Source organism: Nonomuraea fuscirosea, from assembly GCF_035917475.1.
Classification (GTDB): Bacteria; Actinomycetota; Actinomycetes; order Streptosporangiales; family Streptosporangiaceae; genus Nonomuraea; species Nonomuraea fuscirosea.
The window spans coordinates 1,119,575-1,145,341 of the sequence record NZ_CP109074.1 but is presented as its reverse complement, the minus strand read 5'-3'; the positions used below and the strand labels follow the sequence as shown (position 1 = coordinate 1,145,341).

Genomic DNA, 25,767 nt, shown 5'->3' with positions numbered 1-25,767 from the left:
GGTCATCGCGCGACCTCAAGGTTGTACGTAGCCTGATAGAGGCGGGTGGCGACGGATTCGTCCGGAATGCCGGCGGAATCGAGCGCTTGCACGTAACGCATGGCCTCCTCGTCGAACAACATGCCGATCCTGGCCCGCAGGTCACTGAGCGCCTTGGCGCCGATGCCGCGCAGCGACTCCGCGCCGAGCAGGGCGTTGACCAGCCGGTGCGGCACCCCTTCGCCGTTGCTCCCGCTGAACATGGCGACCATGAAGATCAGCGAGAGCGACTCGGGATCGAACGAGACGAGCTTCGACACCGACCGTTTGGCCACCCCCTCCGTGCGGACGAGCTCGCCCAGGTGATCCTGCCAGGAGGCGATGGCCCTGCTGGTGTGGCGGACGAGGTCGTCGGACGGCCGGTCGAGGTTCTCCCCGAGCTTGGCGCCCAGCTCGGAACGGTGCCGCCAGCGCGCCGCCACCTCCTCGGAGGCCCGGTTGGCGGCGGCGACGATGACCGATTCGAGCCCGGTGCGGACCGCCGCCTTGAACGCCAGCACCCGCTCCGGCGCCTGCTTGGCCGCCCGGCCGCGCCTGCGCAGCTGCAGCGAGCGCATGAGGTCGCCGGAGCCGGCGAAGTCCTGCCAGCGGGCGAGCACCTCGCCGTGCAGCAACGAGCCGTTCTTGGAGGCCTTGTCGATCGTGCTGAGGGCGCTCAGGTAGGCCGCCTCCACGTCGCTGCGCAGCTCGGCCCGGAACGCCACCTGCGACTCCAGGTGCCGGGCCAGCGCCGGTACGCGGGTGCGGAAGCTGTTGAGCACGCCGTTCAGCGTCTCGCGTACGGCCTGCGCCCGCCGATCCTCGTCCACGGACAGCTCGGCCAGCCACAGCCGCAGGTCGGTCACCTCGCTGTCGGGCAGCCTGCCGTCGGCCACCTCCGCCTCGTGGATGACGAACCGGTCGATCTCGCCCAGCCCGTACTCGCTCAGCATCCGCCCGAAGTGCTTGAGCACCACGTCGGCGGACTTCTGCTGCACCCGGGACAGGACGATCGCCAGGCGGGCGCCGCGCTCCTTGGCCAGCCGCAGCAGGTTCCAGGCGGGGGCGTCGGCGTAGCGGGCGGCCGTCGTCACGAAGATCCACAGGTCGGCTGCGTCGAGCATGCGGTGCGCGATCTCGTGGTGCTCCTCGACCACCGAGTCGATGTCGGGGGTGTCGAGCAGCGCGACGCCCTGCGGCAGCTTCTCGGTCTGGACGATGACCAGGCTGCCCATCGTGGCTTCCTGGGTCGGCTTGTCGAGCCGCTGGAGGGCGCCGAGCAGCTCGCCCTCCGCGAACCACTTGTGGTCCTCGGGGTGACAGGCCAGGACCGGGGTGCCGGTGGTGGGACGCCGTACGCCCGTACGCGAGACGTTCTTCTCGGCCAGGCTGTTGACCAGGGTGGACTTGCCCGCGCCGGTCGAGCCGGCGATCACGATGAGGGCCGGGGCGGTGCGGGTCTTGATCCGGGGCAGCACGTAGTTGTCGAGCTGGGCCAGCAGGTCGGCCTGCGTGCGCTTGGCTTCCTCGGAGCCGGGCAGGGCGAGGCCGAAGCGCAGGTCGGCGACGCTCGTGCGCAGCGCGTCGAGCGCCGTCGTCAGCGCCTCGACCGCCTCGGGGGGCAGGTCCTCCAGCCGTTCGCCCTGGCGCAGGGGTACGGCTTCGGGGGTGCCGGACGGGCTCGCGGACTGGTCGGAGGCGCTGGGTGAGGTCGCAGGCTGGTCGGAATCGTCGGATGGGGCCGGCTGGTCAGGGGCTTCGGGCGTGGCCGCCACCTGGTCGGAGGCTTCGGATGTGACCGCCACCTGGTTGTCGGCGGTTTTCGCGGCCGTGTCCTCGCCGTCGGTCTCCGCGGAGCCGTCTTCATCGGCCCTCACGCTTTCGGAGGCCTCGCCGCCGGAGCTCACGTCGTTGGAGCCCTCGCCATCGGGACCCTCGTCGTCGGAGCCCTCGCCGCCGGAGCTCACGTCATCGGAGCTCACGTCATCGGAGTCCTCGTCGTGCGCCGCATCGGCGAAGGTCTCGTCGGTCTTCGCATCCTCGGCGGCCTCGTGGGCCTCCGGAGCCGCGGCTGTCTCAGCGGCCTCGCCGGCCGTTGCGGCCGCAGCGTCGCCACGGGTGTCCGCGGGCTCGGATTCAGGTGCCTCCTGCTGAAGGTCCGCAGGTTCTTCGCCGCCGTCCGCGAGCTTCTCGCCGCTGTCGGCGGGTGTCCGGTCGGTGGTCGTGAGCGCGTCGCCGGTCTCAGTGTCCGTGTCGGCGAGCACGTCGCCGGCTTCCGCCGCCGCGAGTGCGTCGCCGCCTGATGCCTGTACGTCCGCGAGTGCGTCATCGGCCGATGGACTCGGGGCCTTGAGCGCCTCCTCAGCCGACGGGTCGGCGTCCGTGCCGGTGCGGGACTCCTCTTCCGAGGCTTCGCCGGTTTCTGGGACGAATGCGCCGGCAGCGGTGTCGCCGGCTTCTGCGTCCGCGGGTTCGGCAGGGCGGGTGGCGGCTGCGGGCTTCTTGACCCACAGGCTCTCGCCCTGTTCCCCGACCGGCTCGGCAGGAGGGTCGGGGCGGGCGCCGGGGCCGCCGAGGGAGGCGGGCTTGACGAAGAGTGAGGGCCGCCCCGAAGGAGGCCCAGGGTCGTCGAAGCCGGCCGGCGGGCGCAGGGCCTCAAGGTCCTGGGGTGTCGTGGGGCGGCGTAGCGCGGCGGGCTTCTCGAACAGGGACGGCCTGCCGCTGGGCGCCTCTGAAGGGGGCTGAGCCGGCGCGGAAGGAGCCTGGGTCGGCGCGGGCGCGTCGCGGAACCACTGGCCGGGCTCCCGGCTGTTGCTCCCGCTCTCCCGGGCGGGAGGCTCGGGGGCCTGCTCGCGGAAGGAGGGCCTGCGCGGCTTGCGGACGGGCAACCGCCCGCCCGGCTGCGCACCGGACCCCTCACGAGCCTCGCCCCCACCGGAGCCGCCGTCCGAAGCGGAGCCGCCGCGGGCCGCCGCATCGCCGCCGGCCGGAGCCGGGCCGCCCAGCCGGCCGGAGCCGCGCCCCGCGTCGTCGCCGGTCGAAGCGGGTTCGCCCCGTCGGCCGGGGTCGCCGTCAGCCGGAGCGGAACGGTCCGGACGGCCTGAGGCGCCGGGGCGTTCCGGGGTCTCGCGGGTGCCGGCGCCGTTGCGGGCGTCATCGCCCCGGCCCTGATCAGAGCCCTGGTCGAGGCCCTGGTCAAGGCCCTCGTCAGTCACCGCGCGGAAGCTCAACGTCTGCTCCCCGGCTGACTCGTTCCGTCCGTCATCCCTGGCCGTGTTCACGGCAAGCGCTCCGCTCGAACCATTGCGACCTCCTGGCCGACCCTCACGACATCGCCGACGATGACGATCGCCGGCGGCCGTATCCCAGCCGCGGACACGCGGTCGGCCACAGTGGCAAGGGAAGCGATAACCGCCCGCTGGGTCGGAAGGGTACCGTCCTGCACCACCATTGCGGGAGTCTCCGGAGCACGTCCGTCGCGAAGGAGTGCCTCGGCCACCTTCGCCAGCCGTTCGACGGCCATCAGCAGCACCAGGGTGCCCTGGGAACGGGCCAGGCCAGGCCAGTCGACGGTGGATTTGGGGTCGTCGGGAGCCACGTGCACGGAGATGACATGAAATTCCTGACTTACCCCGCGATGGGTCACCGGCACCCCGGCCGCGGCGGGCACCGCGACGGCGCTGGTGATGCCGGGGACGACGAGGACGGGGATGCCGGCGTGGGCGCAGGCGATCATCTCCTCGCCGCCGCGCCCGAACACGAACGGGTCGCCGCCCTTGAGCCGGACCACGAACTTGCCCTGTCTGGCGCGGTCCACGATGAGCTCGTTGATCGTCTCCTGGGACAGCGAGCGGCCGTAGGGCACCTTGGCCGCGTCGATCAGCTCCACGTCGGCGGCGAGCTCGTCGAGCAGCCCCCGGGGCGCGAGGCGGTCGGCGACCACCACGTCGGCCTGGGCGAGCAGCTGGCGCCCGCGCACCGTGATGAGGCCGGGATCGCCGGGGCCGCCGCCGACGAGGGCGACGCCGACCGGCTTGGTGCGGTTGCGCCGGGCGTCGACGGTGCCGTCGCGCAGCGCCTCGACGACCGCGTCGCGAATGCCGGCGGCCCGGCGCGGGTCTCCGCCCGCGGTGACGGCCACGCTGATCTCGTCGACCCGCCCGCTCGCCGGGGTCCAGGCGGCGGAGGCGTCCTTGTCGTCGGCGCGCACGCACCAGACGCGCTTGGCCTCAGCCTCGCCGGCCACCGCGGTGTTGACGGATCTGTCGTCGGTGCAGGCCTGGACGAGCCAGGCGCCGTCGCAGTCGCCGACCTCGTAGGGCCGGGCGTGCCAGGTGACCCTGCCGGCGGCGATCAGGTCGTCGAGCGCCGGCGTGACCGACGGCGACACGACGGTGACCTCCGCACCGGCCTCTAGCAGCGCGGGAACCCGGCGCTGGGCGACGCGGCCGCCGCCCACGACGAGCACCCGGCGGCCGGAAAGCCGCAGGCCGAGGAGGTAGGGGCCCATGGGGGGAATCTCCCGTTCGCGAACGTTGTGTTAAGAGGTAAACCTACCGGCTTCGCCTGTGTCATTTGCTGCGCACGGTCAACGACCGTCGAGAAGAGGCTGCCGGGGATCCCAGCGAGGCCCGCCCTCATCGTCCTTACGGCGTCTGGCCATCGCTGACAAGGCCTCAAGGATAACCCGGTTCCCGAGGTAGGCGGTGATGTCGGCGTGATCGTACGGCGGCGCCACCTCGACCACCTCCATCCCCGCGACCGGCAGCTCGTAACAGATCCGGCGGACGGCGTCGAGCAGTTGCCTGGCCGTCAGCCCGCCCGGCTCGGGGGTGCCGGTGCCCGGGGCGTGGCCGGGGTCGCACACGTCGATGTCGACCGACAGGAAGACCTGGTCGCAGTCGTCGAGCGCGATCCCGAACGACTCCGTCAGGCACTCGTCGAGCCCGCGGGCCACGATCTCGGTCATCTCGTAGGAGCGCATGTTCTGGGCGGCCATCCAGCCGAGCGTCTCGGGCTCGGGCCAGTAGCCGCGCAGCCCGAGCTGCAGGAACCGGTCGCCACGGATCGCCCCCGACTCGATCAGCCGCCGCATGGGCTGGCCGTGGCCGTGCAGGTGGCCGAAGGAGATGTCGCCGGTGTCGGCGTGGGCGTCGAAGTGGATCATCGAGGTGCGCCCGGCCGGGTGTGCCCGCGCGGTGCCCCGCGCGTCCGGCAGCGCCACCGTGTGGTCGCCGCCGAGCACCAGCGGGATCGCCCCCGACGCGGCCACCCGGTGCACGGTCTCCTCGATGGCCGCCAGCGAGCCCTCGACGTCGCCGGAGTAGCACTCCACGTCGCCGGCGTCGAGCACCCGCAGGTCCCGCAGGGCGTCCACGCGCAGGGCCAGGCTGGGCCTGGAGCCGTCGTGCGGCAGGTAGCAGGCCTGGCGCAGCGCCATCGGCCCGAACCTGGCGCCGGGCCGGTTGGAGGTGCCGCCGTCGAACGGAGCCCCGATGATCACCACGTCGGCGTCGGCGTAGGTCGCCGGATCGCCGGCGTCGCACCGCCCGACGCCGAGGAACGTGATGTCGGGCCCGTACATGGGTCCGTAACGCGCCATGGTCCGCACCTCCCGTGTCCCCATCATCACACGGGTTTCTCGGTCACCCCCGCGGAGTCGAACGTGGCCACCTCGTGCAGCACGCGTACCGCGGCGCAGACCATCGGATGGGCGAGCAGGCCGCCGGTGCCCTCGCCGAGCCGCAGCTCCAGCTCCACCAGCGGGCGCAGCCCGAGGTGGGTGAGCGCGGCGGTGTGGCCGGGCTCGGCCGAGCGGTGGCCCGCCACGCAGTGGTCGATCGCGGCGGGGTCGAGCGCGGCGGCCACGAGGGCGGCGGCGCCGGCGATGACGCCGTCGAGGACCACCGGCACGCGCTCCGCGGCGCCGCACAGGATGAGGCCGGCGATGGCCGCGTGCTCGAACCCGCCGACGGCGGCCAGGGCCCGCAGCGCCTCGCTGGGCGAGGAGGAGATGTCGGAGACCGCGTTCACGCGCAGGGCCGAGCGGACGAGACCGACCTTGCGCTCGTACGTCTCGTCGTCGATCCCCGTGCCCCTGCCGGTCACCTCGGCCGGGTCCATGCCGGTGAAGGCGGAGATCAGCGCGGCCGAGGCGGTGGTGTTGGCGATGCCCATGTCGCCGGTGATCAGGCAGCGCGCGCCCGCGGCGATGAGCTCCTTGCCGACGAGGATGCCGGCCTCCAGCGCTCTGACGGCCTGGTCGACGGTCATGGCGGGGCCCTGCGACAGGTCCGCGGTGCCGTACGCGATCTTGTGCTTGATCAGCTGGGGCGCGTCGGGCAGGTCGGCGGCGACGCCGACGTCCACCACGGTCACCGTCGCGCCCGCCTGCGCGGCGAAGGCGTTGGCGACCGCGCCGCCCGCCAGGAAGTTGCCCACCATCTGCACGGTGACCTCCTGCGGCCACGGGGTGACGCCGCGCGCGTGCACGCCGTGGTCGGCCGCGAAGATGGCCAGGGCGGCCGGCTCGGGCATGGGCGGCGGGCTGACCCCGGCCGCGCCCGCGAGCCGGACGGCGACGTCCTCCAGCACACCGAGCGAGCCGCGCGGCTTGGTGAGGCGGTCCTGGTGGGCGCGGGCCTCGGCGAGCGCCCGCGGGTCGGCGGGACGGATCGCGGCGAGCGTCTCGGCGAGCACGGCAAACCTCCGGTTAGGGGACGAGCTGGAGGGCTTCCTCGTAGCGGTCGATCACGACGTCGGCCAGGGTCTCGCAGTCGCCGATCACCTCGGCGCAGCGGATGTCGAGGTCGGGATGCCCCGCCCCGTACGCGAGCGCCTGCGCCCAGACGCGCTCCAGCATGCCGCCCGCGAACAGCAGGTACGGCACCACGATCACCCGCTTGGCCCCGAGCCGCCGGCAGCGTTCGAGCCCGCCGGGCACGCCGGGCGGGGTGACCGACACGAAGGCGGTCTCGACGGTCATGTAGTCGTAGGCGTACGTCTCCCAGAACAGCCGCGAGACGCGGTGGACCTCGGCGTTCGCGGTCGCGTCCGTGGAGCCCTCGCCGACCAGGACGACGGCGGTCTCGCCCGGCTCGACGTGCGCGTGGAAGTCGTCGGCGGGCGGCGCGTCCACGGAGCGGAGCCTCGGCCTGGCGCCGACCAGTTCGAGGGCGCGCGGCCTGGAGATCTCGGCGGCGGCCTCCTTGAGCCGCTCGGCCAGCAGCGACAGCACGCGGGGGTCGGGGCCGAGCGGGCGGCCGTAGTCGTACATGAGGGTGGGGTGGCGCTGCTGTTCGAGCGCCATCGCGGCCGGGAACTCCTCGTCCACCCTGCTGAGGCTCAGCGGCAGCGCGACCAGCCGGTGGTGCCCCCTGGCGACCAGGGAGGCCACCGAGTCGCTCAGCCGGGGAGTGGCCCGCTCCAGGTAACCCCCTGACACGTCGGCGCCCGTCTGGTCGAGGCGGCAGCGGAGGCGGTGCACGAACCTCCCGAACTCCGCGGCGTAGGCGTCGTCCTGTGAGCCCTGCCCGATCAGCAGGAGCGGCGGCTTCATTGAGGGATTCTCCGGTGCGGTAGACAAAGTCACGCGAGGATAACCGATGCGCACCGGTACGGAACAGGTCACCCTGTGTGTGCGGGTGTCGCGTGGACCACGAACACGGGGTCGGAGGCGGTCAGGCGGTGTGAGCCGTCGGGGTCGAGGGTCAGCTTGGAGGCCATGATCTGGGTGCCCTCACCGTGGTAGCCCTGCTCGCGCAGCCGGTCGAGCACGGCCGCGACCTGCTCGACCTTGCTCAGCGCGGACACGAGCGAGCGGGGGCGCCGGGCGGCGCAGGCCATCACCACGTCGAGGCCGCCGCCGCCCACGAAGACCGCGTCGGGGTCGGGCAGCGGCTCCAGCGCGGGCGGCGCCTGTCCCCTGGTAAGAGCCACTTTGACGCCGTGGGCGAGCACGTTGGCGCGCAGCTCGGCGCAGCGGCCCTCGTCGCGTTCGACGGCCACGACGGCGGCGCCGAGCCGGGCGCACTCGACGGCGATCCCGCCGGTGCCCGCGCCCACGTCCCAGACCAGGTCCCCGAGCCGGGGGCCCAGCTTGGCCAGCACGTACGCCCGCACCTCAGGCGGCAGCCCGCCCCCGGCCGGCAGCGCCCACTCGGCCGGCCCCGGCCGCGCACCCGCCACCCAGCTCGGCTCCTTGGGCTGGTGCAGCGGGTCGATGACGAGGACCACGTCGGGGTCCTTCCACGGCCTGGTGGTGGCCTCGCCCATCCGGCTGTGGGTGACGCGTTCGTCGGGCCCGCCCAGGTCCTCGCAGACGATCAGCGCGCGCGGCGTGGTGGGGGCCAGCTCCCTGGCGATCTCGCCGGGGCCGACACCGGGCGCGACCAGCAGCGCGACCTTGGGGTGGGCGCGGCAGGCGTTGACGACCCGGTTGAGCTGGGCGGGGCCGGAAGGGGCGACGACCAGGGCGTCCTCCCAGTTGAGCCCGGCGCGGGCGAAGGCGCGGCCGACGAGCGAGACGGCCGGTAACACGTCCGGCTTGAGCCCGTGTGCGCGCAGCGTGCGTACGACGCCGAAGAAGCCGGGATCGCCCTCCGCGACGACGACCGCGGGGCCCTCGCCGTGTTCGAGATGACCGTCGATGGCCTCCAGCAGCGACCCGTCCACCGCGGTCGTCGCGTTGAGCTGGAGCCTTCCGAGCACGGCCGCGGGCGCCACCACGAGCCCGGCCTCCTGCAGTTTGCCCACCGCCCTGGCCGAGAGCTCGGACCCGTCCCAGCCGACCACCGTGATCATTGAGCCTCACCGTCCTCACCTCAAGGGTGACGGGTGCGGGGGTGTTTCACAAAGGGTGGGACGGTCAGTCCGGCGTGCCCTCAGGCCAGGTCGGACGGGATGAGGCTGTAGACGACCAGGTCCTCGCCGCCGAGCGAGGCGCGGGCGACGCCCTCGCGGACGAAGCCGGCCTTCTCCGCCACCCGCTGCGACGCGGTGTTGGAGGGGGAGGCGCGCAGCTGGAGCCGGGTGAAGCCGTGCCGCTCGAACAGCCAGCGGGCGACGGCCAGCACGGACTCGCCCGCGTACCCCCTGCCCCTGGCCCAGGGGGCGGTCATGTAGCCGACCTCGGCCGTGCGGCTGTTCCAGTCGACGTCGCGCAGGTCCACGTTGACGGCGAAGCGGCCCGTCTCCAGTTCCTCGGCCGTCCAGATGATGCCGGCGCCCCTGATCCTGTTCCGCTCGGAGCGTTCGATGTAGGCGCGCGCCTGCTCCTCGCTGTAGTCGCGCGGCACGCCCGTGCCGGCCTGGGTGAGCGCGTCGGCGCCGGTGGCGGCGAGGTCGGGCACGTCGCCGGGGGACGGCCGGCGCAGCAGCAGGCGCGGTGTGCGCAGGTCGGTCCTGGGCAGGGAGTCGGCGGGCAGGCGGCCGTCCTCGCGCAGGAGGCCGAACATGACCAGGTCGTGCGTCCCGTCCTCGTCGAGCACGGCGGAGCGCAGCACGCCCTCCCAGGTGAAGCCCGATTTGAGCGCGACGCGGAGCGAGGCCGGGTTGTCCAGGTTGGCCGTCAGGTCGATCCGGCGCATCCGCGTGGTTTCGAACACCCAGTCCGTCAGCCCGCGTACGGCCTCGGTGGCGAAGCCGCGGCGGCGGTAGAGGGGGTGCACGCCGTACCCGACCTCGGTCGTGCCGGCCTCCCACGAGGTCTTGAACAGGCTGATGGCCCCCACGACGACCTCGTCGGCGTCGGCCATGGCCAGATGGACGCCCTGTCCTGAGCGGCGCAGCTCGTGCACGCCGTGGGTGAGCCAGCGCGCGATGCCGGAGGTCCTGTCCGGGGCGCCCGGCGGGAGGAAGCGGACGCCGGACTGCACGACGGACCGGATCCGCGCGGCGTCCCCGGGGCTGAAGGGGCGGAGCGTCAGCCGTGCGGTGGCGATGCTCACGTCGGGATCGAACACGCTGGGCAGGGTACACAGTCGCGATGTTTGCCCACGAAAGCGGGGGTAAGGGGGCGCAGGGAGAGGAGTGAGAGAACCATGGAACGTGGGAGCGACAAGCACGGCCCCCGTCTGGACGAGCAGCAGAAGCACGAGACCGAGGGCATGGTCCGCGGCGGCGGCACGACGCACGCCGAGGAGTGGAAGGAGCCCGAGTCCATGCCGTCGGCCGGTGAGGAGCCCCAGCGGTCGTACCCGCCCGGTCACGAGCCAGGCGTCCCCGAGGGCATGACGCAGGGTGACGTCGATCTCCGCAGCGACCTGGCCAAGTGGCTGAGCGACACGCACTGGCCCGCGTCCAAGGCGGAGCTGCTGCGGCGCGCCGAGCGCCAGGGCGCGCCCGACCGGGTGGTCGACCTGGTCGAGTCGCTGCCCGACCGTGATTTCAGCAACATGGCCGACATCGCCAAGGCCCTGGGCATCGGCGTGGAGCAGCGGAGGTGGTGACGGGTGCGGCTGGACTTCATCAGGCGCCTGTACGAGCGCCCGGGACCGTACGCGTCGGTCTACCTGGGCGCCTTCACCGGCCCCGAGCGCCGGGCCCACTGGCGCGGCGCGCGTGACCGGCTCGACCGGCTGGCCGAGAAGACCCTGGACGCGCTGGAGGAGGAGGCCCTGCGGCCCGCCGCCGGGCGGGCGCTGTTCGCCACGGACGGTGACGTGGTGCTGGCGGAATCGCTCGATCGCCAGCCCGGCGAGATGACCACGTGGACGCCTCTGCCGCACGTCACGCCCATGCTGATGCTGCGCGGTGAGAACGTGCCGCACATCCGGGTCATCGTGGACCACGCGGGGGCCGAGGTGACCGTGTTCGCGGGCGGGTCCCCGCGGACGACCACCGTGGAGGCCGCCTCCTGGCCGCTGCAGAAGACCGCGCAGGGAGGCTGGTCGCAGAAGCGCTACGAGCAGGCCGTGGACGAGACCTGGGAGAAGAACGCGGTCGCCGTGGCCCATGAGATCGACGAGCAGGTACGCCGCGTCGGGGCTGAGCTGGTGCTGATCGCCGGCGAGCCGAAGTCGCGCTCCTACCTGCTGCGCCACCTCGGCACCAAGGCCGCCGACCGGGTGACCATGGTCGAGCACGGCAGCCGCGAGAACCACGGCCGGTTCGAGCAGGACGTGGAGCGGGCCCTCGACGACTGGCTCGACCACCGGCGCGCGGAGCTGCTGGAACGGCACCAGGAGTCCGCGGGACCCACCGGCATGGCCTGGGTCTCGAAGGCCCTGCGCGAGGGCCGGGTGCACGCCCTGCTGGTGCCCGGCGAGATGCCGAAGCCGGTCTGGATCGGCGAGGGCGGCACGCAACTGTGCACCGACCGGGCCGAGCTGCACCGGTGGGGCGTGGCCGAACCGGTGCAGGAGCGCGCTGACTCCGCGCTGGCCAGGGCCGCGGCGATGACGGACGCGGAGCTGTGGTTCACCGACGCGGTCGACGACGTGGCCGCGGTGCTCAGGTACTGACCGTCACGTACTGATGATCACTTCGAGGGTACGGGGACCGTGCACGCCCTCGACCCGGTTGAGCTCGATGTCGCTGGTGGCCGAGGGACCACTGATCCAGGTGAGCGGACGGGCCGGGTCGAGCCGGGCCACGGCCTCGGGGACGCCGGCCACGATCTGGTCGGCCCGGACCACGCACAGGTGGTAGTCGGGGACCAGCGTCTGCGCCCGCGTCCCCTGGCCCGGCCCGTGGTCGAGCACGATGGTGCCGGTCTCGGCGATGGCCACGGCGCAGTTCGTGACCACGCCGTCGGCGCTCTTCAGATCGCTCCAGCCGCCCGGCCGGTCGAAGCCGTCCGGGACGATCATGCGGCGCTCGCCCAGGCAGGCGTCGATCGTGGCGGGCAGGTCTGCCGCCGGCACGACGTGGACGATCGCCCGGTAGTCGTCGACCCGCTCGGCGAACAGCCCGACGAGGTCCTCCACCTGCCGTTCCGTCCGGTAGTGGCGGGGGATGTCCACCTCCGCGCCGCCGGCGACGGCCCGGCCGATCCGGGCGAGGATCTCCTCACGCGCGCTCATTCCGCTCCCACCAGTCTCTGAACGATTCTTCGGGAATATCGGGCAGGTCCCGGGTGTCGGTCCAGGCCGACAGCGGTCCCGGCAGCCGCTTCGGCACCAGCTTGCGCAGCTTCCCGGCCGCCCGCTGGGCCTTGGCCAGCCGCTCGTGGTCGCTGAGAATCCACCCGGCCACCTTCATGCCCGCCTGCTCCGCCACCGCGTGCGGCGCCTTGGCCCGCAGGTCGACCAGCACCTCCGGGATGTCGATGGCCACCGGGCAGGCCTCGTAGCAGGCCCCGCAGAGGCTGGAGGCGAACGGCAGCGAGGCGTCGAGCTCGGAGGACATGCCCCTGAGCTGCGGGGTGAGGATCGCGCCGATCGGTCCTGGGTAGACCGAGCCGTACGCGTGACCGCCCGCGCGCTCGTAGACCGGGCAGACGTTCAGGCAGGCCGAGCAGCGGATGCAGCGCAGCGCCTGGCGGCCCACCTCGTCGGCGAGCACGTCGGTGCGGCCGTTGTCGAGCAGCACGAGGTGGAAGTCCTGCCCCTCGACCGCGCCCGTCCACATGCTCGTGTACGGATTCATCCGCTCGCCCGTGGAGCTTCTGGGCAGCAACTGGAGGAAGACCTCCAGATCCCGCCAGGAGGGCAGCAGCTTCTCGATCCCGACGACGCTGATGAGGGTCTCGGGCAGGGTCAGGCACATCCGGCCGTTGCCCTCCGACTCCAGCACCACCAGCGTGCCGGTCTCGGCCACCATGAAGTTGGCGCCGGAGATCGCGACCTTGCTCCGCAGGAAGCGTTCGCGCAGGTGCAGCCGGGCCGCCTCGGTCAGCGCGGGCGGGTCGTCGGTGAGGTCGGGCGAGACCCCCGGCATCTTGTCGAGGAAGATCTCCCTGATCTCCGACCTGTTGCGGTGGATCGCGGGGACCAGGATGTGGCTGGGGAAGTCGTCGCCGAGCTGGACGATCAGCTCCGCCAGGTCGGTCTCGTACGCGGTGATGCCGTGCTCGGCCAGCGCCTCGTTGAGCTGGATCTCCTGGGTGGCCATCGACTTGACCTTGACCACCTCGCGCTCGCCGGTGGCCTGGACCAGGCCGGTCACGATGCGGTTGGCCTCGGCGGCGTCCCTGGCCCAGTGGACGGTGCCGCCCGCCCTGGTCACGGCCGCTTCGAGCTGCACCAGGTAGCGGTCGAGGTGGCGCAGGGTGTGGTCCTTGATCGCCTTGCCGGCGGCCCTGAGCTCCTGCCAGTCGGGCAGCTCGCCGACGACGCCCGCGCGCTTGTCGCGGATGGTGTGCGTCGCCTTGCGAAGGTTGAAGCGGAGCTGGGAGTCCTGTACGGCCTTGCGGGAGTTCTCCGGAAAGCTGCCGGGCATGCCGAGAAAGGTGGAGCTCATGGGGCCTCCTCCGTCGATGCGAGGATTTCGGCCAGGTGCATGGTCCTGACGCCGGTCTTCTGGCGGTGCAGGGTGCCGCCGATGTGCATCAGGCACGAGTTGTCGGCCGCGCAGAGCACCTCGGCCCCGGTGTCCTGGATGTGGCGGACCTTGTCGGCGCCCATCGCGGCCGAGACGGCGGGGTTCTTCACCGCGAACGTGCCGCCGAAGCCGCAGCACTCCTCCGAGCCGGGCAGCGGCACCAGCTCCAGACCGCGGACGTGGCGCAGCAGCCGGGCGGGCCGGTCGCCCAGGTGCAGGCCGCGGAGCGAGTGACACGTCGGGTGATAGGTCACCCGATGCGGGAAATATGCGCCGACGTCCTCGACCTTCAGGACGTCGATCAGGAACTCGGACAGTTCGTACACCTTCGGCGCGACCTCGGCGATGGCCGCCGCTCCCCTGCTGCCCGGTTTCGCCAGCTTCGGGTACTGCTCGCGCACCATGGCCGCGCACGACCCCGACGGTGCGACGACGGCGTCGTAACCGGCGAACACCTCGGTGAAGTGGCGGGCCAGCCGTACGCCGTCCTCCCGGTAGCCGGTGTTGACGTGCATCTGCCCGCAGCAGGTCTGCGCGGCGGGGAAGTCGACCTCGCAGCCGAGCCTGCGCAGGAGCGACACGACGGCCTTGCCGGTGCCCGGGAAGAGCGTGTCGTTCACGCACGTGATGAACAGGGCGACGCGCACGGCTCTCCTTCCGCTAATGGTCGGACCACAGTATGGTCAGACCATATCGAACCATCATGAATCAGGCCAGCATCCATCCCGGCACCAGGAGGCTCCGTTGGACGGCTCCGGCTGGCGTCCCGTCAAGCGAACGCGGACGTTCGAGGACGTGCTCGCGCAGATCGAGCGCCGCATCACCGAGGACGGCCTCACCGCGGGCGACCGGCTGCCCGCCGAACGCCAGCTCGCCGAGCAGCTCGGTGTGAGCCGCTCGTCGGTACGCGAGGCCATGCGCGTGCTGGAGACCCTCGGCGTGGTCTCCTCCCAGGCGGGCCGTGGCCCCGACGCCGGCGCCGTGCTCACCTCGCGGCCCGACTCGGCGCTGACCGACCTGCTCCGGCTGCACCTGGGCCTGGCCGGTCTGGAGATGCGCGAGGTCATCGGCACGCGGCAGATGATCGAGCAGTGGGCGGCGGCCCAGGCGGCCGGCGCCCGCGCCGACACCTCCGCGCTCGCCGCCGCCCTGGCCGGGATGGACGCGGCGGGGTCGGCCGAGGAGTTCGTCGAGCACGACACGGCCTTCCACTGCGCCATCGCGGACGCCTCGGGCAACCGGCTCATCGCCGCCATCATGCGCTCGCTGCGCGACTCGATGCGGATCTACTCGGTGGAGGCGGTGCGGCGGCTCGGGGACACCTCGATCCTGCGCGCCGACCACGTCCGCATCCTCGCGACCATCGAACGCGGCGCGGCGGACGAAGCCGTCGCGGCCGTCTCCGAGCATCTGGCGCACGCGTACCCGTCGCTGTTCACCTGAGCTCTCCTCAGGAGAGGGCCGGACGGACCGCCGTCACTCCTGGCGGTCGGCCTCGCGGCAGCCGGCCCCCGTGCAGCGCACCATCCCGTGCAGGAGCGCGTCCAGCCGCGACACGAGCGCCGGATCGGCGCTCATCGCCAGGTTGCGCAACTGGTACGGGTCGGCCTGCAGGTCGTAGAGCTGCAACTCCCCGGTCTCGTACCGGACGTAGGTGTACCGATCGGTGCGCAACGCCCGATAGGCCGGCACCGGCGTCTGGGCCGCCGACGACCGGTTGAGCGGCCGGTTGAACTCGACCAGCACGTGCTTGCGCCACTCCCCCAGCGACCGGCCGCGCAGCAGCGGCACGAGCGAGCGCCCCTCCGCGAACGGCGGCACCGTGGCCCCGCCGAGCTCGGCGAACGTCGGCGCCAAATCGATCGTGGCCCCCATCTGCGTGATCGCCGAGGCGGCCGGCACGCCGGGACCCCTGACGACGAGCGGGATGTGGATGGCCTCCTCGAACGGCGTGGTCTTGCCCTGCTTGAGCCGGTGCGTGCCGAGATGGAAGCCGTTGTCGGAGGTGAAGAAGATGTAGGTGTTGTCGAGCTTGCCGGCGTCCTGGAGCGCCTGGACCACCGTCCCGACCAGGTCGTCCACGCCGAGCATGGAGCGCAGCCTGGTGCGGTGGCGCTCGTCCACCTCGGCCACGATCTCCGGCGGCAGCGGCGGCCTCTCGCGCAGCCAGAGCGGCTCGGCGGAGACGTCGGCCTGGTTGAAGGAGGGCGTGCGCGGCGCCGTGGCCGTCGGGAAGGCGTCGGCGTGCCGGTAGGCCGGGTTGGCCGGGTTGTGCGGGCCGATGGGCGCGAGGTAGAGGAAGAACGGCTCGTCGGAGCCGGCGATGAAGTCGCGCGCCTTGCCGGCCAGCACGTCGGCCAGGTAGTCCTGCTCCGACCAGCCGTAGTCGAACAGGCCGCCGTTCTCGTTGAGCCGGTAGCCGTACTCCTGGTAGAGCTGGCGCACCGGCACGTCCCACTCGTCCCAGCCGGGCGGCACGTACCCCTCGGGAGCCGAGTTGCCCGGATAGTGGTTGAGGAACTTGCCCATGAGCGCCGTGCGGTAGCCGGCCTCCTGCATCCAGGTGCCGATCGTGGAACGTTCCAGATCCTGCTCGTGGAAACGGGCGAAGCCGCCTTCCGGCGCCGTGTTGGTCAGGACGCCGTGGCTGTGGACGTGCTGGGAACGCAGGATCGAGGCCCTGGAGGGGCAGCACCAGGAGTTGGTGACGAAGAAGCGGTCGAACGAGGCGCCCTGACCGACCAGGTGCTGGGTGATGTTGGGAAAGTTCTGCAGCGTGCCGTTCTCCAGGTCGTCGGCCATGATGAGGACGATGTTCGGCCGGGAGTCGCCCTCGGCCATCGTCGGTCCGGCCGCCGGCAGCAGAAGCAGCAGGCAGGCGGCGAGACGACACAAACCCTTGAGCACAGAGTGTGACTACCCAGGATGATCCGCCATTGACACGCAGACCGCCCACCGCCGTAATAGAACTTAATTCCGGAGGTGTCTTATGAAGCTCGGCCTGAACCTCGGCTACTGGCAGCGCAACGCCGACGACGCGACCGAATCGGTGCTCGCCGCCGAGCGGCTCGGCTACGACTCGGTGTGGACGGCGGAGGCGTACGGCAGCGACGTGTTCACGCCGCTGGCCTGGTACGGCGCGCGGACGACCCGCATCAAGCTGGGCACCTCGATCGCCCAGATGTCGGCCAGGCCACCGGTCACGACGGCGATGACCGCCATGACGCTCGACCACCTCACCGGCGGCCGGCTGCTGCTCGGGGTCGGCGCCTCGGGGCCGCAGGTGGTGGAGGGCTGGTACGGCCAGCCGTTCGCCCGCCCGCTGGCCAGGACGCGCGAGTACGTCGAGATCATGCGCAAGGTCTGGCGGCGCGAGGAGCCGGTCACGTCCGAGGGGCCCCACTACCCGCTGCCACTGCCGGGCGGGCTGGGCAAACCGCTCAAGTCCATCACCCATCCGCTCCGGCCCGACATCCCCGTCTATCTCGGGGCGGAGGGGCCGAAGAACGTCGCGCTGGCCGCCGAGCTGGGGCAGGGCTGGCTGCCGCTGTTCGCGTTCCCGGAGAAGATCGAGCAGATGTACGGCGAGGCGCTGTCGGCGGCACGACCCGGCTTCGACGTGGCGGCCATGGTGATGGTGGTGATCTCCGACGACGTCAGGTCCGCGCTCGACGGCGTGAAGATGATGCTCACGCTCTACATCGGCGGCATGGGGGCCAAGCAGCGCAACTTCCACGCCGACATCATCGGCCGGATGGGCTACGCCGAGGCCGCCGAGCACATCCAGTCGCTCTACCTGGCGGGGCGCAAGGACGAGGCGTTCAAGGCGATCCCGGACGAGCTGGCCGACGGCATCTCGCTCGTCGGCCCGCCCGGCCGGATCAAGGAGCGGCTGGAGCTGTGGCACCGCAGCCCGGTGACGAGCCTGCTCGTCATGGGACCGCAGGACGAGCCCTCGCTGAAGCTCGTCCGCGACCTCGTCCTCGGCTGAGAACCCTCTCCCCCGGTCCCCGCGCGGGTGTCAGTCCGGGCGGGGGGCCGGGTCGGCGGTGACCGAGCGGAGCAGCGGGCGGCTCAGGGCGCCCGCCCCGATCACGCCGGCGAAGCCGGCGACGACGCAGGCCCCCAGCGTGATCGCCCCCGTCGCGTTGACGCCGCCGATCATGAACGGCATCGCGCAGAACGCCCCCACCAGGATCGCGCCCCCGCCCATCACCGCCAGCGGGATGAGCGTCTCGGAGCGGCGGGCCCGGTCCAGCACCGACAGCGGCGTGCCCGCCAGGCGCAGCAGCCCGTACGTCTGCCGCCGGTCCAGCACCGACGACATGGCGGTGATCCCCGAGCTGGCGATGGCCACCAGGAACGACACCGACAGCACCACGATCGTGCCCACGCGCACGTCGGCGAGGATCTCGACGCCGAAGCGCCCGTCGTCGGCCTTCGTCGTGGGCGTGCGGCCCGCCACGAGCCCGGTCAGCGCCGTACGGGCCCGGTCCACCTCCGCCTCGCCCGCCGAGCTGCCCAGAGCCGCGACCACGACGTCCTGCACCGGCTTCACCTCGGCCGTCACCCCCGCCTCGCGCAGCCGCTCGCGGGCCTGCCGCACCACCTGGTCCGCATGCCCGGCGGGCGCGGTGATCCGCAGCTGGGGCGGCCCGCCGGCGTCCTGGTCGAACGTCGCCGGGCTGAGCAGGCCGAGGAAGCCCGCCACGAACCCGGTCAGCGCCACCCCGCTCACCGTCCGCCAGGCCGAGCGCGGGTCGTCCACCAGCCGGCGGCCCGCGAGCAGCCGGGCCGGGCTCCGCGCCGTCCCCGCCGTGATCCGGCCGATCAGGCCGACCACCCAGGGGCCCGCCAGGTTCACGCAGAGGAACGCCAGGGCCAGCGCCACCGCGATGATCGAGACGCTGGTGCCCCTGGTCAGCATCGGGAACACGGCCAGCACCGCCAGCAGGGCGAGCACCCGGACGAACCGCATGGCGGGCGGCGTCTCGCGCTTGGCCACGCCGAGCGGGCTCACCACGACCCGCCGCAAGCCGGCCACCGCCGACAGCCCCACCAGCAGCGGCACCGCGACCAGCACCCCCGCCAGCACCAGCGGTCCTGGGAACAGGTCGGCGGCGAACCACCGGCCGCCCTGCATCTCGATCCCGGCCAGCAGCGGCACGGCCAGGGCGAAGGCGGCGGCGCCCGCGAGCGCGCCGGCCAGCGCGACGATCACCGCCTCGGTCACGGTCATGCCCACGACCTGGCCCGGCGTCGCCCCCACCAGCCGCAGGGCCGCCAGCCGCTGATCGCGCCTGGCCACCGTGAGCCGGGCCGCCGCGCCCCCGAAGACGAGCAGCGGCACCGCCATCAGCACGCTGGCGACGAGCGAGAGCATCCGGTACGCCTCCGCGTCCTCGCTCGGCGTCCCCGCCAGGCTCGCGACCTTGACCGGCGGCTTGCCGAGCAGCCAGTCGTCGGAACGGGCGGCGGTCATCTCGGGCGCGTCCGCCTGCCGGCCGACGACGGCGACGAGTTCGTCCGGATGGATGAGGGCCTCGTCGCCGAGCACCCCCTTGGGCGCGGGGTAACGCTCGGCGAGCTGGTCGGCGGGCAGTTCCCTGGCCAGCTCGGCCAGCGCCGGCGACAGCCACACCTCGCCTGGCGCGGGGAAGCGGGGCAGGCCGGGCGGTGGCTCCGGGGTCCTGCCGTCCAGCGCGGCCAGGTCGACGACGGTGATGGCCCGGTCGCGGACGAAGTCGAAGCGGGACGCCTCGATCGCCACGGCGCTGGACGTGGCCGGGACCGGGTTGCGCCAGGCGCCGCGCTCGGCCCTGGCCTGGAAGGCGGAGTTCGCGGCCACCGCGAACAGCAGCAGCGCCGTGGACACGGCGACCGCGCCCAGCGTCAGCCAGGCGCCCAGCAGGCCCCTGCGTCCCCCACCCTTGAGCAGCCGCCAGGTCAGGTCGAGGTTCATGCCAGCGCGCCGCTCGTCAGGAGCCGGCCGTCGCGGACCTCGACCGTGCGGTCGCACCAGGCGGCCACGTTCGGGTCGTGGGTGACGACGATCAGGCAGGCGCCGTTGTGCTTGGTCGCCTCCACCAGCAGCCGCATCGTCTCCTGCCCCGTCTGCTGGTCGAGTGCCCCCGTGGGCTCGTCGGCGAAGACCACGGCCGGCTTGCTCACCAGAGCCCTGGCGATGGCCACCCGCTGCGCCTGGCCGCCGGACAGCTCGCCCGGCCGCCGGCTCTCCATGGACTGCAGGCCGAGGGGCCCGAACCACTCGCGCGCCTGCCGTACCGCCTGGGCCCTCGGCACCCCGCCCAGCATGAGCGGGAGCGCCACGTTCTCCTCGGCGGGCAGCTCGGGCAGGAGCTGGCCGAACTGGAAGACGAAGCCGAAGCGGGTGCGGCGCAGCGCGCTGCGCCGCCGCTCGCCCAGCGCGTCGATGCGCTGGCCGAGCAGGTGCACCTCACCGCCGTCCGGCTTCATGATCCCGGCCAGGCAGTGCAGCAGGGTCGACTTGCCGGAACCGCTCGGCCCCATGATCGCCACCGCTTCGCCGGCTCGCACCGCGATGTCCACGCCGCCGAGGGCGACCGTCTGCCCGAACCGTTTGACCAGGGCCCGTCCAACAAGCACGTCGTTCATGCCGTCCAGCGTGGCCGGGGCCGGGGGTGCGCCGGATCGGCCGTGCGTCCATTTCCGCCTCAGCCGAACGGCCGATCCTCGGCGCCGGGGCCGTGACAGAGTTGGGGCCGTGACTATTCGGGTTCTCATCGCCGACGACCAGCAACTCGTACGAACCGGCTTTCAGATGATTCTGGACGCGCAACCGGACATGGAGGTCGTGTCCGCGGTCGCCGACGGCGCCGAGGCCGTGGCGCAGGCCAGGCGGCTGCGGCCGGACGTGTGCCTGCTCGACATCAGGATGCCCAAGCTCGACGGGCTGGAGGTGACCCGCGCGCTGGCCGGGCCCGGCGTGGAGAACCCGCTGCGCGTGGTCATCGTCACCACCTTCGACCTGGACGAGTACGTCTACGGAGCCCTGCGCTCCGGCGCCATCGGCTTCCTGCTCAAGGACAGCGGGCCGACGCTGCTCATCGAGGCGGTCAGGGCCGCCGCGGCGGGCGACTCGCTGGTGTCGCCGTCGGTGACCGTACGGCTGCTGCAGCACCTGTCCAGACCTCAGCGCGGCGCGCTGCCGGTGGAGGACCCGCTGACGGACCGCGAGCTGGACGTGGTGCGGCTGGTGGCCAAGGGGCGCACCAACCAGGAGGTGGCCGCCGAGTTGTTCGTGTCACTGTCGACGGTGAAGACGCACCTGGGCAGCATCTTCGCCAAGCTCGGTGTCCGCAATCGGGTTGAAATCGCAGCTTGGGCGTGGGAATCCGGCGTGGTGAGCTGATTAACAGCGCGGCCGGCGGGATACAAGTGAATCAGAACCTCAGCGCATGGCCCGGGGGGAGAACAACGTGCGCTACACCCAGGCATCGCCCGCCAGAGCCGCCACCGCCGTCTACGTCACCCTCACCGCCCAGGTCCTCTCCCTCGGCGCCCTCGTGATCTTCGAACAGTCCATGGGCCGCGAGCTCGCCGCCCGCCTCGCCGCCTTCGGCGGTCGTCCCGTGGGGGCCGACGCGGAGGCGGTGGTCGGGGCGGTGACCACGTTCGCGGTGCTGATGATGACCGTGGCCGGCACCTCGATCGCGGCCGCGGCCGCCTATGTGACCTGGCTCGTGCGGGCCAGGCAGGCCAACGACCGCTCGGCCGCGACCGGCCCGGTGGCGGCGGCCTGGCTGGTGCCCGGCCTCAACCTGTTCGCTCCGGCCGTGCTGGTCGACGAGGTCTGGCGCGGCACCCGCCCGCCGGCCGGGCGCCGGGGGCGGTGGCTGGCGCTGCTGACGGGATGGTGGCTGAGCTGGCTGGCCACGCTCGCGCTGGTGACGATCCGGCTGCCGCTCGACAGCTCGGCCGGTGGCCTGACCGGGGTGGGGGCGCCGGAGCTGGTGTGCTCGCTGGTGGCGGCCCTGCTGTGCGCGGGGACGGTGCGCGAGCTGACCCGGCTGCAGCGCGAGGCCCGCGACGCCCGGCTGCCGGGCACGGCGCCCGCCTTCGCCGCGGCCCCGGCGGCACCGGGAGCCGAGGCCTCGCCGCCCGCCACGATCTCGGCAAGCGCCACCGTCCCGTCAAGCGCCACCGTCTCACCGCCGGCCACGATCTCGCCGCCGTCCTCGTTCTCACCGAGTGCCGTGATCGAGGGGCCGCTGGCGACCGACTCCCACTGACGGCGGCGGCCCGCCCGCACAGGGCGGGGGCTCAGGCCGCGGTCGGGCCCGAGCTGCCCTGGCTGGCGTGCCAGAGCTTTCTGGGCGGGTCGGCGAGAGCGGGGGCCAGGTCGGCGTAGGGCGAGAGCCGGAAGCCGTTGGCGTACTCGATCGCACGTCCTCCGACGCCCGCCAGCTCCTCGGGCGTGCGATCGAGGACGGCGCGCACCGCCTCGACACCCCGGGAGCGCCAGAGCGCGTCGAGGTCGGCCAGGTTCCAGCAGTCGACCGCCCGCATCGTCACCGCGCGGGTCCCCGTGCGCCTGACCACCCCCTTGGCCAGCATGAGCCACGAACCGAACACGGTCGAGGCGCAGTGGCCCTGCACCGACTCGAAGAAGGTCAGGTCGATCGGCCCCGTCGAGTCGTCGAGAGTGGTGAAGATGACGCGCTGCCCCGAGCGCACGGCCGGCGTCTGGGTCGCCACCTTGACCCCCGCCACCAGGATCTCCGCCCCGTTGCGCTGGGCCAGCAGGTCACGGGACCGGACCACGCCGAGCGCGTCGAGCAGCTCGTCGTGGAAGCTGATGACGTGCCGGCTGACGTCGATGCCGAGGATCTCCAGCTCGGCCTCGACCATCTCCGTCTCGGTCATCTCGGGCAGCTCCCCCGGCGGCAGGTGCTCGCCGAACCCCAGCGGCAACTGGACCGCCGGAGGAGCCGCGTTCTGGGCGGAGGACAGGTCCATGTGGGAGCTGTAGCGCCTGGACTTGCGCGGCCCGGCCCGCACGCCGATCGCCGAGGCCCGGTCGAGCGCTCCGACCTGGGCGATCAGGTCACGCCTGGTCAGCTCGCCCGGCCGCCAGCGGGGCCCGCCCGGGTGCAGGTCGTGCACCGCGTCCAGGCCGCCGACCTGGACGATCCGCTCGATCGTGGGCCGCGAGGGCCTGGCACGGTCCCAGAAGTCGGCCAGCGACGTGTACGGCTGCCCGGCCACCATGCGCTCGACCTCCGCCTCGCTCACCCCCTTGACCGCCGAGAACGGCACGCGCAGCGCGTACCCCTTGCCGATGTCGCCGGCCCTGAACTCCCTGCGCGGCCCGCCCCGACCCTCCAGCGCCGCCGGGCGCACCCGCACCTGGACGCGCGGCCCGAGCCGCTCCACCCGCCAGTCCTTGCCCGACTTGTTGATGTCCAGCGGCAGGATCTTCACCCCGCACTGCCGGGCCTCGTCGATGATGACCCGCGGCGGGTACATGCCGGGCTCATGCGTGAGCACCCCGGCGAAGAACGCCGCCGCGTGGTGCCGTTTGAGCCAGGCCGACTGGTAGGTGGGCAGCGCGAACGCGGCCGCGTGCGCCTTGCAGAAGCCGAACGCCCCGAACGCGTCGAGCACCTGCCAGGCCCGCTCCACCTCCGCGTCGCCGAACCCGTTGGCCCTGGCCATGGGCATGAACGTCCGGCGCACCCGCGCGCGCCCCTCCGGCGTGTCCAGCGTGCGGCGCAGCTTCTCGGCGAACGACAGGTCACGCCCGGTCATCACCGAGATGATCTTCAGCACCTGCTCGTGGAACACCACGACGCCGTGCGTCTCCTTCAGCGCCTCGCGCAGCCTCTCGTGCGGATAGTACGGCTGCCGCCACCCGTGCCTGGCCTCCAGGTAGGGCGTGACCATGTCGGAGTTGACCGGCCCGGGCCGGAACAGCGAGATGTCCACGATCAGGTCGTGCATCCGGCGCGGCTCCAGCTTGGCCACCAGCTCGCGCTGGCCGGGGGACTCGATCTGGAAGCAGCCGAGGGTCCTGGACGCGCAGATCATGTCGTAGGTGTCCTGGTCGTCGTGGGGGACGTACTGGACCTCCGGGTCGTCGCCACGCTGGGCGTCCAGCTCGACCACGACGTCGTCGACCCGCTTGACCTCGCTCAGCGCGTACGCCAGCGCGGACTGCATCCGCACGCCCAGCACGTCGAGCTTGAGCAGCCCGGCCTCCTCCACGTCGTCCTTGTCGAACTGCGACATGGGGAACTCCAGCAGGCTGCGCTCGACCGGCGTGCGGTCCCGCAGGCCGCTGTTGCCGATCAGCACGCCGCACGGGTGCAGCGCGATGTGCCTGGGCAGCCCGTCGAGCTTCTCCGCCAGCCGGAACACCCGGTCCAGGCCCGCCTCGCCGAGCCGGCTCTCGCGCAGCTCGGGCAGGTCGCCCAGGGAGGCGGTGATCTGCCTGGCCCTGATGTGCGGGAACGCCTTGGCGATGGCGTCGATCTCGTGCGGCGGCAGGCCCATCGCCCCGGCGACGTCGCGGATGGCGCTGCGCGCCCGGTAGGTCTCCATCATGGACACGCAGGCCACGCGGGCCTCGCCGTAGCGTTCGAAGATGGCCTGGTAGCAGTCGAGCCGGCGGGCCGACTCCACGTCCACGTCGATGTCGGGCAGCCCGATGCGGCCCTCGGACAGGAAGCGCTCCATGAGCAGGCCGTGTTCGAGCGGGTCGACCTCGCCGATGCCGATGAGGTAGTTGACCAGGCTGCCCGCGCCCGAGCCGCGGATGGCGCAGCGGACACCCATGCCGCGGATCATGTCGGTGATGCCGGCCACGGCGATGAAGTATCCGGACAGGCGCTTGCGCTCGATGACGGCCATCTCGTCCCTGAGGCGCTCCCTGGCCTCACCGGAGCGGTCGAGGCCGCGTCTGATCAGCCCGTCCTCGACGCGGTGGCGCAGCAGCGGCACCGGGTCGCGGCCGACCTCGGGCAGGTGCAGGGCGGGCGGGTCGTTGCGGAGCGCGAGCAGGTCGAGCGGCTCCATCGCGCACGCCTCGGCCAGCCGCCTGGTGGTGTGCAGCAGCCGGGCCACCCGCTCCTGGTCGGCGCCGCACACCTTGGTCGCCACCTGCCACATCTCCTTGGTGCTCTTGAGGTAGGCGTGGGAGGTGGTGCGCTCCAGGTGGCGCGGGTGCAGCGGGACGAGCTGGCGGGCCGCGTCGAGCACGTCGCCCACCTGGTGGTCGGCCGGATCGAGATAGCGCGCCGCGTTGGTCAGCACGGCGGGCACGCCCATGGACTCGGCCAGGCCGAGCATGCGGACGGCCGTGATGGCGTCGCGGAAGCCGTACTGGTCGACCAGTTCGACGACCACGCCGGGCACGGCGGCGCGCCACAGGCCCAGCAGCGTCCTGGCCTGCTCGTCGCGCCGGTCGGCCATCGCGCGGCCCACGTCGGAGCGGGGGCCGAGCAGCACCACGAGCCCGTCCTCGGCGCCGAATCCATGATCGCCAGGACCGCCGGCCCATTCGCCGATCAGCTCCCTGGTCACCTTGGGCGCGCCGCGCTCGCCCGCGTGGTGGGCGGCCGTGACCAGGCGGCACAGGCGGGACCAGCCCTTGCCCCTGGACAGCACGGTGACGCGGTCCTCGGCGCCGGGGCCGGTCCTGGGGCGCCGCGGGCTCGCCCCGGGCACCGGGGCGAAGGGCGAGGCGGGGGCGTCGAGGGCGAGGTCCACGCCGAGCACCGGCGCGATGCCGGCCTCGGCGCACGCCTGGACGTGCTTGATCGCGCCGTAGAGGCCGTCGCGGTCGGTCAGCGCGAGGATGTCCATCCCGTGCTCTGACGCCCGGCTCACCAGGGCGCGCGGGAAGGCGGTGCCGTAGCGCATGGAGTAGGCGGAGGACACGTGCAGGTGCGGGAACGGGGGCGCCATCAGTCCCACGCCCTCAGCAGCAGCCAGCCGTTGCCGGCGGTGTCGTAACGCAGCTCGTACGAGCCGGTCTCGCGGCCCGGGCTGGCCTCGACCCGCCAGAACCGGCGCTCGCCGGGATCGCCCTCCCCGGTCTTCCACCACTCGCGCGCGACCACCCAGTGATCGAGGACGCTCCGGACGAGGTAGAGCCGGTCACGCCAGACGAACTGGGTCGGCTCCCCGTCTCGGGTCCACACCTCTATCGGATCGCCATAGAGTCTGCTCAAGACGCTTCTCCCCGCCGGCTCTGGTCCGTATGCTGAGCCGCCCGGGGGAAGA

Annotated in this window: 21 protein-coding genes; 6 read left to right on the top strand and 15 right to left on the bottom strand. The window is 72.7% G+C overall.

Annotated features, from left to right (window positions below; all coding sequences use genetic code 11):
• Window positions 1-2: 2 nt before the first annotated feature.
• The 7 genes from OIE67_RS05105 to OIE67_RS05075 form a co-directional block, all read right to left on the bottom strand.
• Window positions 3-3,233 (bottom strand): dynamin family protein, encoded by a 3,231-nt coding sequence (locus tag OIE67_RS05105; protein WP_326637136.1) that lies wholly within the window; start codon window positions 3,231-3,233, stop codon window positions 3-5.
• 62 nt (window positions 3,234-3,295) lie between these two features.
• A complete protein-coding gene (gene cobA / locus OIE67_RS05100) occupies window positions 3,296-4,528 on the bottom strand; it encodes a uroporphyrinogen-III C-methyltransferase (RefSeq protein WP_326637135.1) in 1,233 nt (410 codons plus the stop codon).
• A gap of 78 nt (window positions 4,529-4,606) precedes the next feature.
• Entirely contained in the window at window positions 4,607-5,620 is a 1,014-nt protein-coding gene (gene speB, locus OIE67_RS05095) for an agmatinase (protein ID WP_106239158.1), read from the bottom strand.
• 26 nt (window positions 5,621-5,646) lie between these two features.
• Complete coding sequence (gene cobT / locus OIE67_RS05090) at window positions 5,647-6,717, bottom strand: nicotinate-nucleotide--dimethylbenzimidazole phosphoribosyltransferase (protein ID WP_326637132.1); 1,071 nt, start codon at window positions 6,715-6,717, stop codon at window positions 5,647-5,649.
• 13 nt (window positions 6,718-6,730) lie between these two features.
• Window positions 6,731-7,576 carry a sirohydrochlorin chelatase gene (locus tag OIE67_RS05085; protein ID WP_106238508.1) on the bottom strand — a complete coding sequence of 282 codons (846 nt, stop codon included), beginning with the start codon at window positions 7,574-7,576 and terminating at the stop codon, window positions 6,731-6,733.
• Window positions 7,577-7,644: 68 nt separating this feature from the next.
• Window positions 7,645-8,820, bottom strand: coding sequence for a bifunctional cobalt-precorrin-7 (C(5))-methyltransferase/cobalt-precorrin-6B (C(15))-methyltransferase (locus tag OIE67_RS05080; protein WP_326637129.1), 1,176 nt, complete (start codon window positions 8,818-8,820; stop codon window positions 7,645-7,647).
• Between the two features lie 80 nt (window positions 8,821-8,900).
• Window positions 8,901-9,980, bottom strand: a complete 1,080-nt coding sequence (locus tag OIE67_RS05075; RefSeq protein ID WP_326637127.1) for a GNAT family N-acetyltransferase — start codon at window positions 9,978-9,980, stop codon at window positions 8,901-8,903.
• 78 nt (window positions 9,981-10,058) lie between these two features.
• Between OIE67_RS05075 and OIE67_RS05070 the strand changes: the two genes are divergently transcribed.
• Both OIE67_RS05070 and OIE67_RS05065 read left to right on the top strand, forming a co-directional pair.
• Complete coding sequence (locus OIE67_RS05070; RefSeq protein WP_106239160.1) at window positions 10,059-10,466, top strand: DUF2795 domain-containing protein; 408 nt, start codon at window positions 10,059-10,061, stop codon at window positions 10,464-10,466.
• A 3-nt stretch (window positions 10,467-10,469) separates the two neighbouring features.
• Entirely contained in the window at window positions 10,470-11,480 is a 1,011-nt protein-coding gene (locus OIE67_RS05065; RefSeq protein WP_326637122.1) for a baeRF2 domain-containing protein, read from the top strand.
• A 3-nt stretch (window positions 11,481-11,483) separates the two neighbouring features.
• On the opposite strand, the gene OIE67_RS05060 is transcribed toward OIE67_RS05065, so the two are convergent.
• The 3 genes from OIE67_RS05060 to OIE67_RS05050 are packed head-to-tail and all read right to left on the bottom strand — an operon-like array spanning window position 11,484 to window position 14,147.
• The gene (locus OIE67_RS05060; RefSeq protein ID WP_326637120.1) at window positions 11,484-12,041 is read right to left on the bottom strand and encodes a LutC/YkgG family protein; all 558 of its coding nucleotides are present in this window, start codon (window positions 12,039-12,041) and stop codon (window positions 11,484-11,486) included.
• Window positions 12,028-13,419, bottom strand: coding sequence for a lactate utilization protein B (locus OIE67_RS05055; RefSeq protein WP_326637119.1), 1,392 nt, complete (start codon window positions 13,417-13,419; stop codon window positions 12,028-12,030). The genes OIE67_RS05060 and OIE67_RS05055 overlap by 14 nt, the downstream gene beginning before the upstream one ends.
• Window positions 13,416-14,147 (bottom strand): (Fe-S)-binding protein, encoded by a 732-nt coding sequence (locus OIE67_RS05050; RefSeq protein WP_326637118.1) that lies wholly within the window; start codon window positions 14,145-14,147, stop codon window positions 13,416-13,418. Before OIE67_RS05050 ends, OIE67_RS05055 begins: the two co-directional genes overlap by 4 nt.
• 97 nt (window positions 14,148-14,244) lie before the next feature.
• Between OIE67_RS05050 and OIE67_RS05045 the strand changes: the two genes are divergently transcribed.
• Entirely contained in the window at window positions 14,245-14,943 is a 699-nt protein-coding gene (locus OIE67_RS05045; protein WP_326637117.1) for a FadR/GntR family transcriptional regulator, read from the top strand.
• A 33-nt stretch (window positions 14,944-14,976) separates the two neighbouring features.
• Here OIE67_RS05045 and OIE67_RS05040 read toward each other — a convergent pair whose 3' ends face one another.
• Complete coding sequence (locus tag OIE67_RS05040; RefSeq protein WP_326637116.1) at window positions 14,977-16,407, bottom strand: sulfatase family protein; 1,431 nt, start codon at window positions 16,405-16,407, stop codon at window positions 14,977-14,979.
• An 82-nt stretch (window positions 16,408-16,489) separates the two neighbouring features.
• Between OIE67_RS05040 and OIE67_RS05035 the strand changes: the two genes are divergently transcribed.
• Window positions 16,490-17,491, top strand: coding sequence for an LLM class F420-dependent oxidoreductase (locus OIE67_RS05035; protein WP_326637114.1), 1,002 nt, complete (start codon window positions 16,490-16,492; stop codon window positions 17,489-17,491).
• Window positions 17,492-17,521: 30 nt separating this feature from the next.
• On the opposite strand, the gene OIE67_RS05030 is transcribed toward OIE67_RS05035, so the two are convergent.
• Together OIE67_RS05030 and OIE67_RS05025 are read right to left on the bottom strand one after the other, a co-directional pair.
• Entirely contained in the window at window positions 17,522-19,462 is a 1,941-nt protein-coding gene (locus tag OIE67_RS05030; protein WP_326637112.1) for an FtsX-like permease family protein, read from the bottom strand.
• Window positions 19,459-20,136, bottom strand: coding sequence for an ABC transporter ATP-binding protein (locus OIE67_RS05025; protein ID WP_326637110.1), 678 nt, complete (start codon window positions 20,134-20,136; stop codon window positions 19,459-19,461). The genes OIE67_RS05030 and OIE67_RS05025 overlap by 4 nt, the downstream gene beginning before the upstream one ends.
• Window positions 20,137-20,245: 109 nt before the next feature.
• Here OIE67_RS05025 and OIE67_RS05020 point away from each other — a divergent pair, with 109 nt between their 5' ends.
• Entirely contained in the window at window positions 20,246-20,893 is a 648-nt protein-coding gene (locus OIE67_RS05020) for a response regulator transcription factor (protein ID WP_326637108.1), read from the top strand.
• A gap of 46 nt (window positions 20,894-20,939) precedes the next feature.
• A complete protein-coding gene (locus OIE67_RS05015; RefSeq protein ID WP_326637106.1) occupies window positions 20,940-21,773 on the top strand; it encodes a DUF4328 domain-containing protein in 834 nt (277 codons plus the stop codon).
• Between the two features lie 31 nt (window positions 21,774-21,804).
• Here the strand turns inward: OIE67_RS05015 and OIE67_RS05010 are convergent, their stop codons facing one another.
• Both OIE67_RS05010 and OIE67_RS05005 read right to left on the bottom strand, forming a co-directional pair.
• The gene (locus OIE67_RS05010; RefSeq protein ID WP_326637104.1) at window positions 21,805-25,449 is read right to left on the bottom strand and encodes a DNA polymerase III subunit alpha; all 3,645 of its coding nucleotides are present in this window, start codon (window positions 25,447-25,449) and stop codon (window positions 21,805-21,807) included.
• A complete protein-coding gene (locus OIE67_RS05005; protein WP_106238537.1) occupies window positions 25,449-25,715 on the bottom strand; it encodes a DUF6504 family protein in 267 nt (88 codons plus the stop codon). Before OIE67_RS05005 ends, OIE67_RS05010 begins: the two co-directional genes overlap by 1 nt.
• Window positions 25,716-25,767: the final 52 nt, after the last annotated feature.

What these genes read in the sequence shown, in the direction of transcription:
- cobA (WP_326637135.1), bottom strand. Translation starts at nt 4,528, where the DNA reads ATGGGCCCCTACCTCCTCGGCCTGCGGCTTTCCGGCCGCCGGGTGCTC.
- speB (WP_106239158.1), bottom strand. Translation starts at nt 5,620, where the DNA reads ATGGCGCGTTACGGACCCATGTACGGGCCCGACATCACGTTCCTCGGC.
- OIE67_RS05085 (WP_106238508.1), bottom strand. Translation starts at nt 7,576, where the DNA reads ATGAAGCCGCCGCTCCTGCTGATCGGGCAGGGCTCACAGGACGACGCC.
- OIE67_RS05080 (WP_326637129.1), bottom strand. Translation starts at nt 8,820, where the DNA reads ATGATCACGGTGGTCGGCTGGGACGGGTCCGAGCTCTCGGCCAGGGCG.
- OIE67_RS05070 (WP_106239160.1), top strand. Translation starts at nt 10,059, where the DNA reads ATGGAACGTGGGAGCGACAAGCACGGCCCCCGTCTGGACGAGCAGCAG.
- OIE67_RS05060 (WP_326637120.1), bottom strand. Translation starts at nt 12,041, where the DNA reads ATGAGCGCGCGTGAGGAGATCCTCGCCCGGATCGGCCGGGCCGTCGCC.
- OIE67_RS05055 (WP_326637119.1), bottom strand. Translation starts at nt 13,419, where the DNA reads ATGAGCTCCACCTTTCTCGGCATGCCCGGCAGCTTTCCGGAGAACTCC.
- OIE67_RS05035 (WP_326637114.1), top strand. Translation starts at nt 16,490, where the DNA reads ATGAAGCTCGGCCTGAACCTCGGCTACTGGCAGCGCAACGCCGACGAC.
- OIE67_RS05030 (WP_326637112.1), bottom strand. Translation starts at nt 19,462, where the DNA reads ATGAACCTCGACCTGACCTGGCGGCTGCTCAAGGGTGGGGGACGCAGG.
- OIE67_RS05025 (WP_326637110.1), bottom strand. Translation starts at nt 20,136, where the DNA reads ATGAACGACGTGCTTGTTGGACGGGCCCTGGTCAAACGGTTCGGGCAG.
- OIE67_RS05015 (WP_326637106.1), top strand. Translation starts at nt 20,940, where the DNA reads ATGGCCCGGGGGGAGAACAACGTGCGCTACACCCAGGCATCGCCCGCC.
- OIE67_RS05010 (WP_326637104.1), bottom strand. Translation starts at nt 25,449, where the DNA reads ATGGCGCCCCCGTTCCCGCACCTGCACGTGTCCTCCGCCTACTCCATG.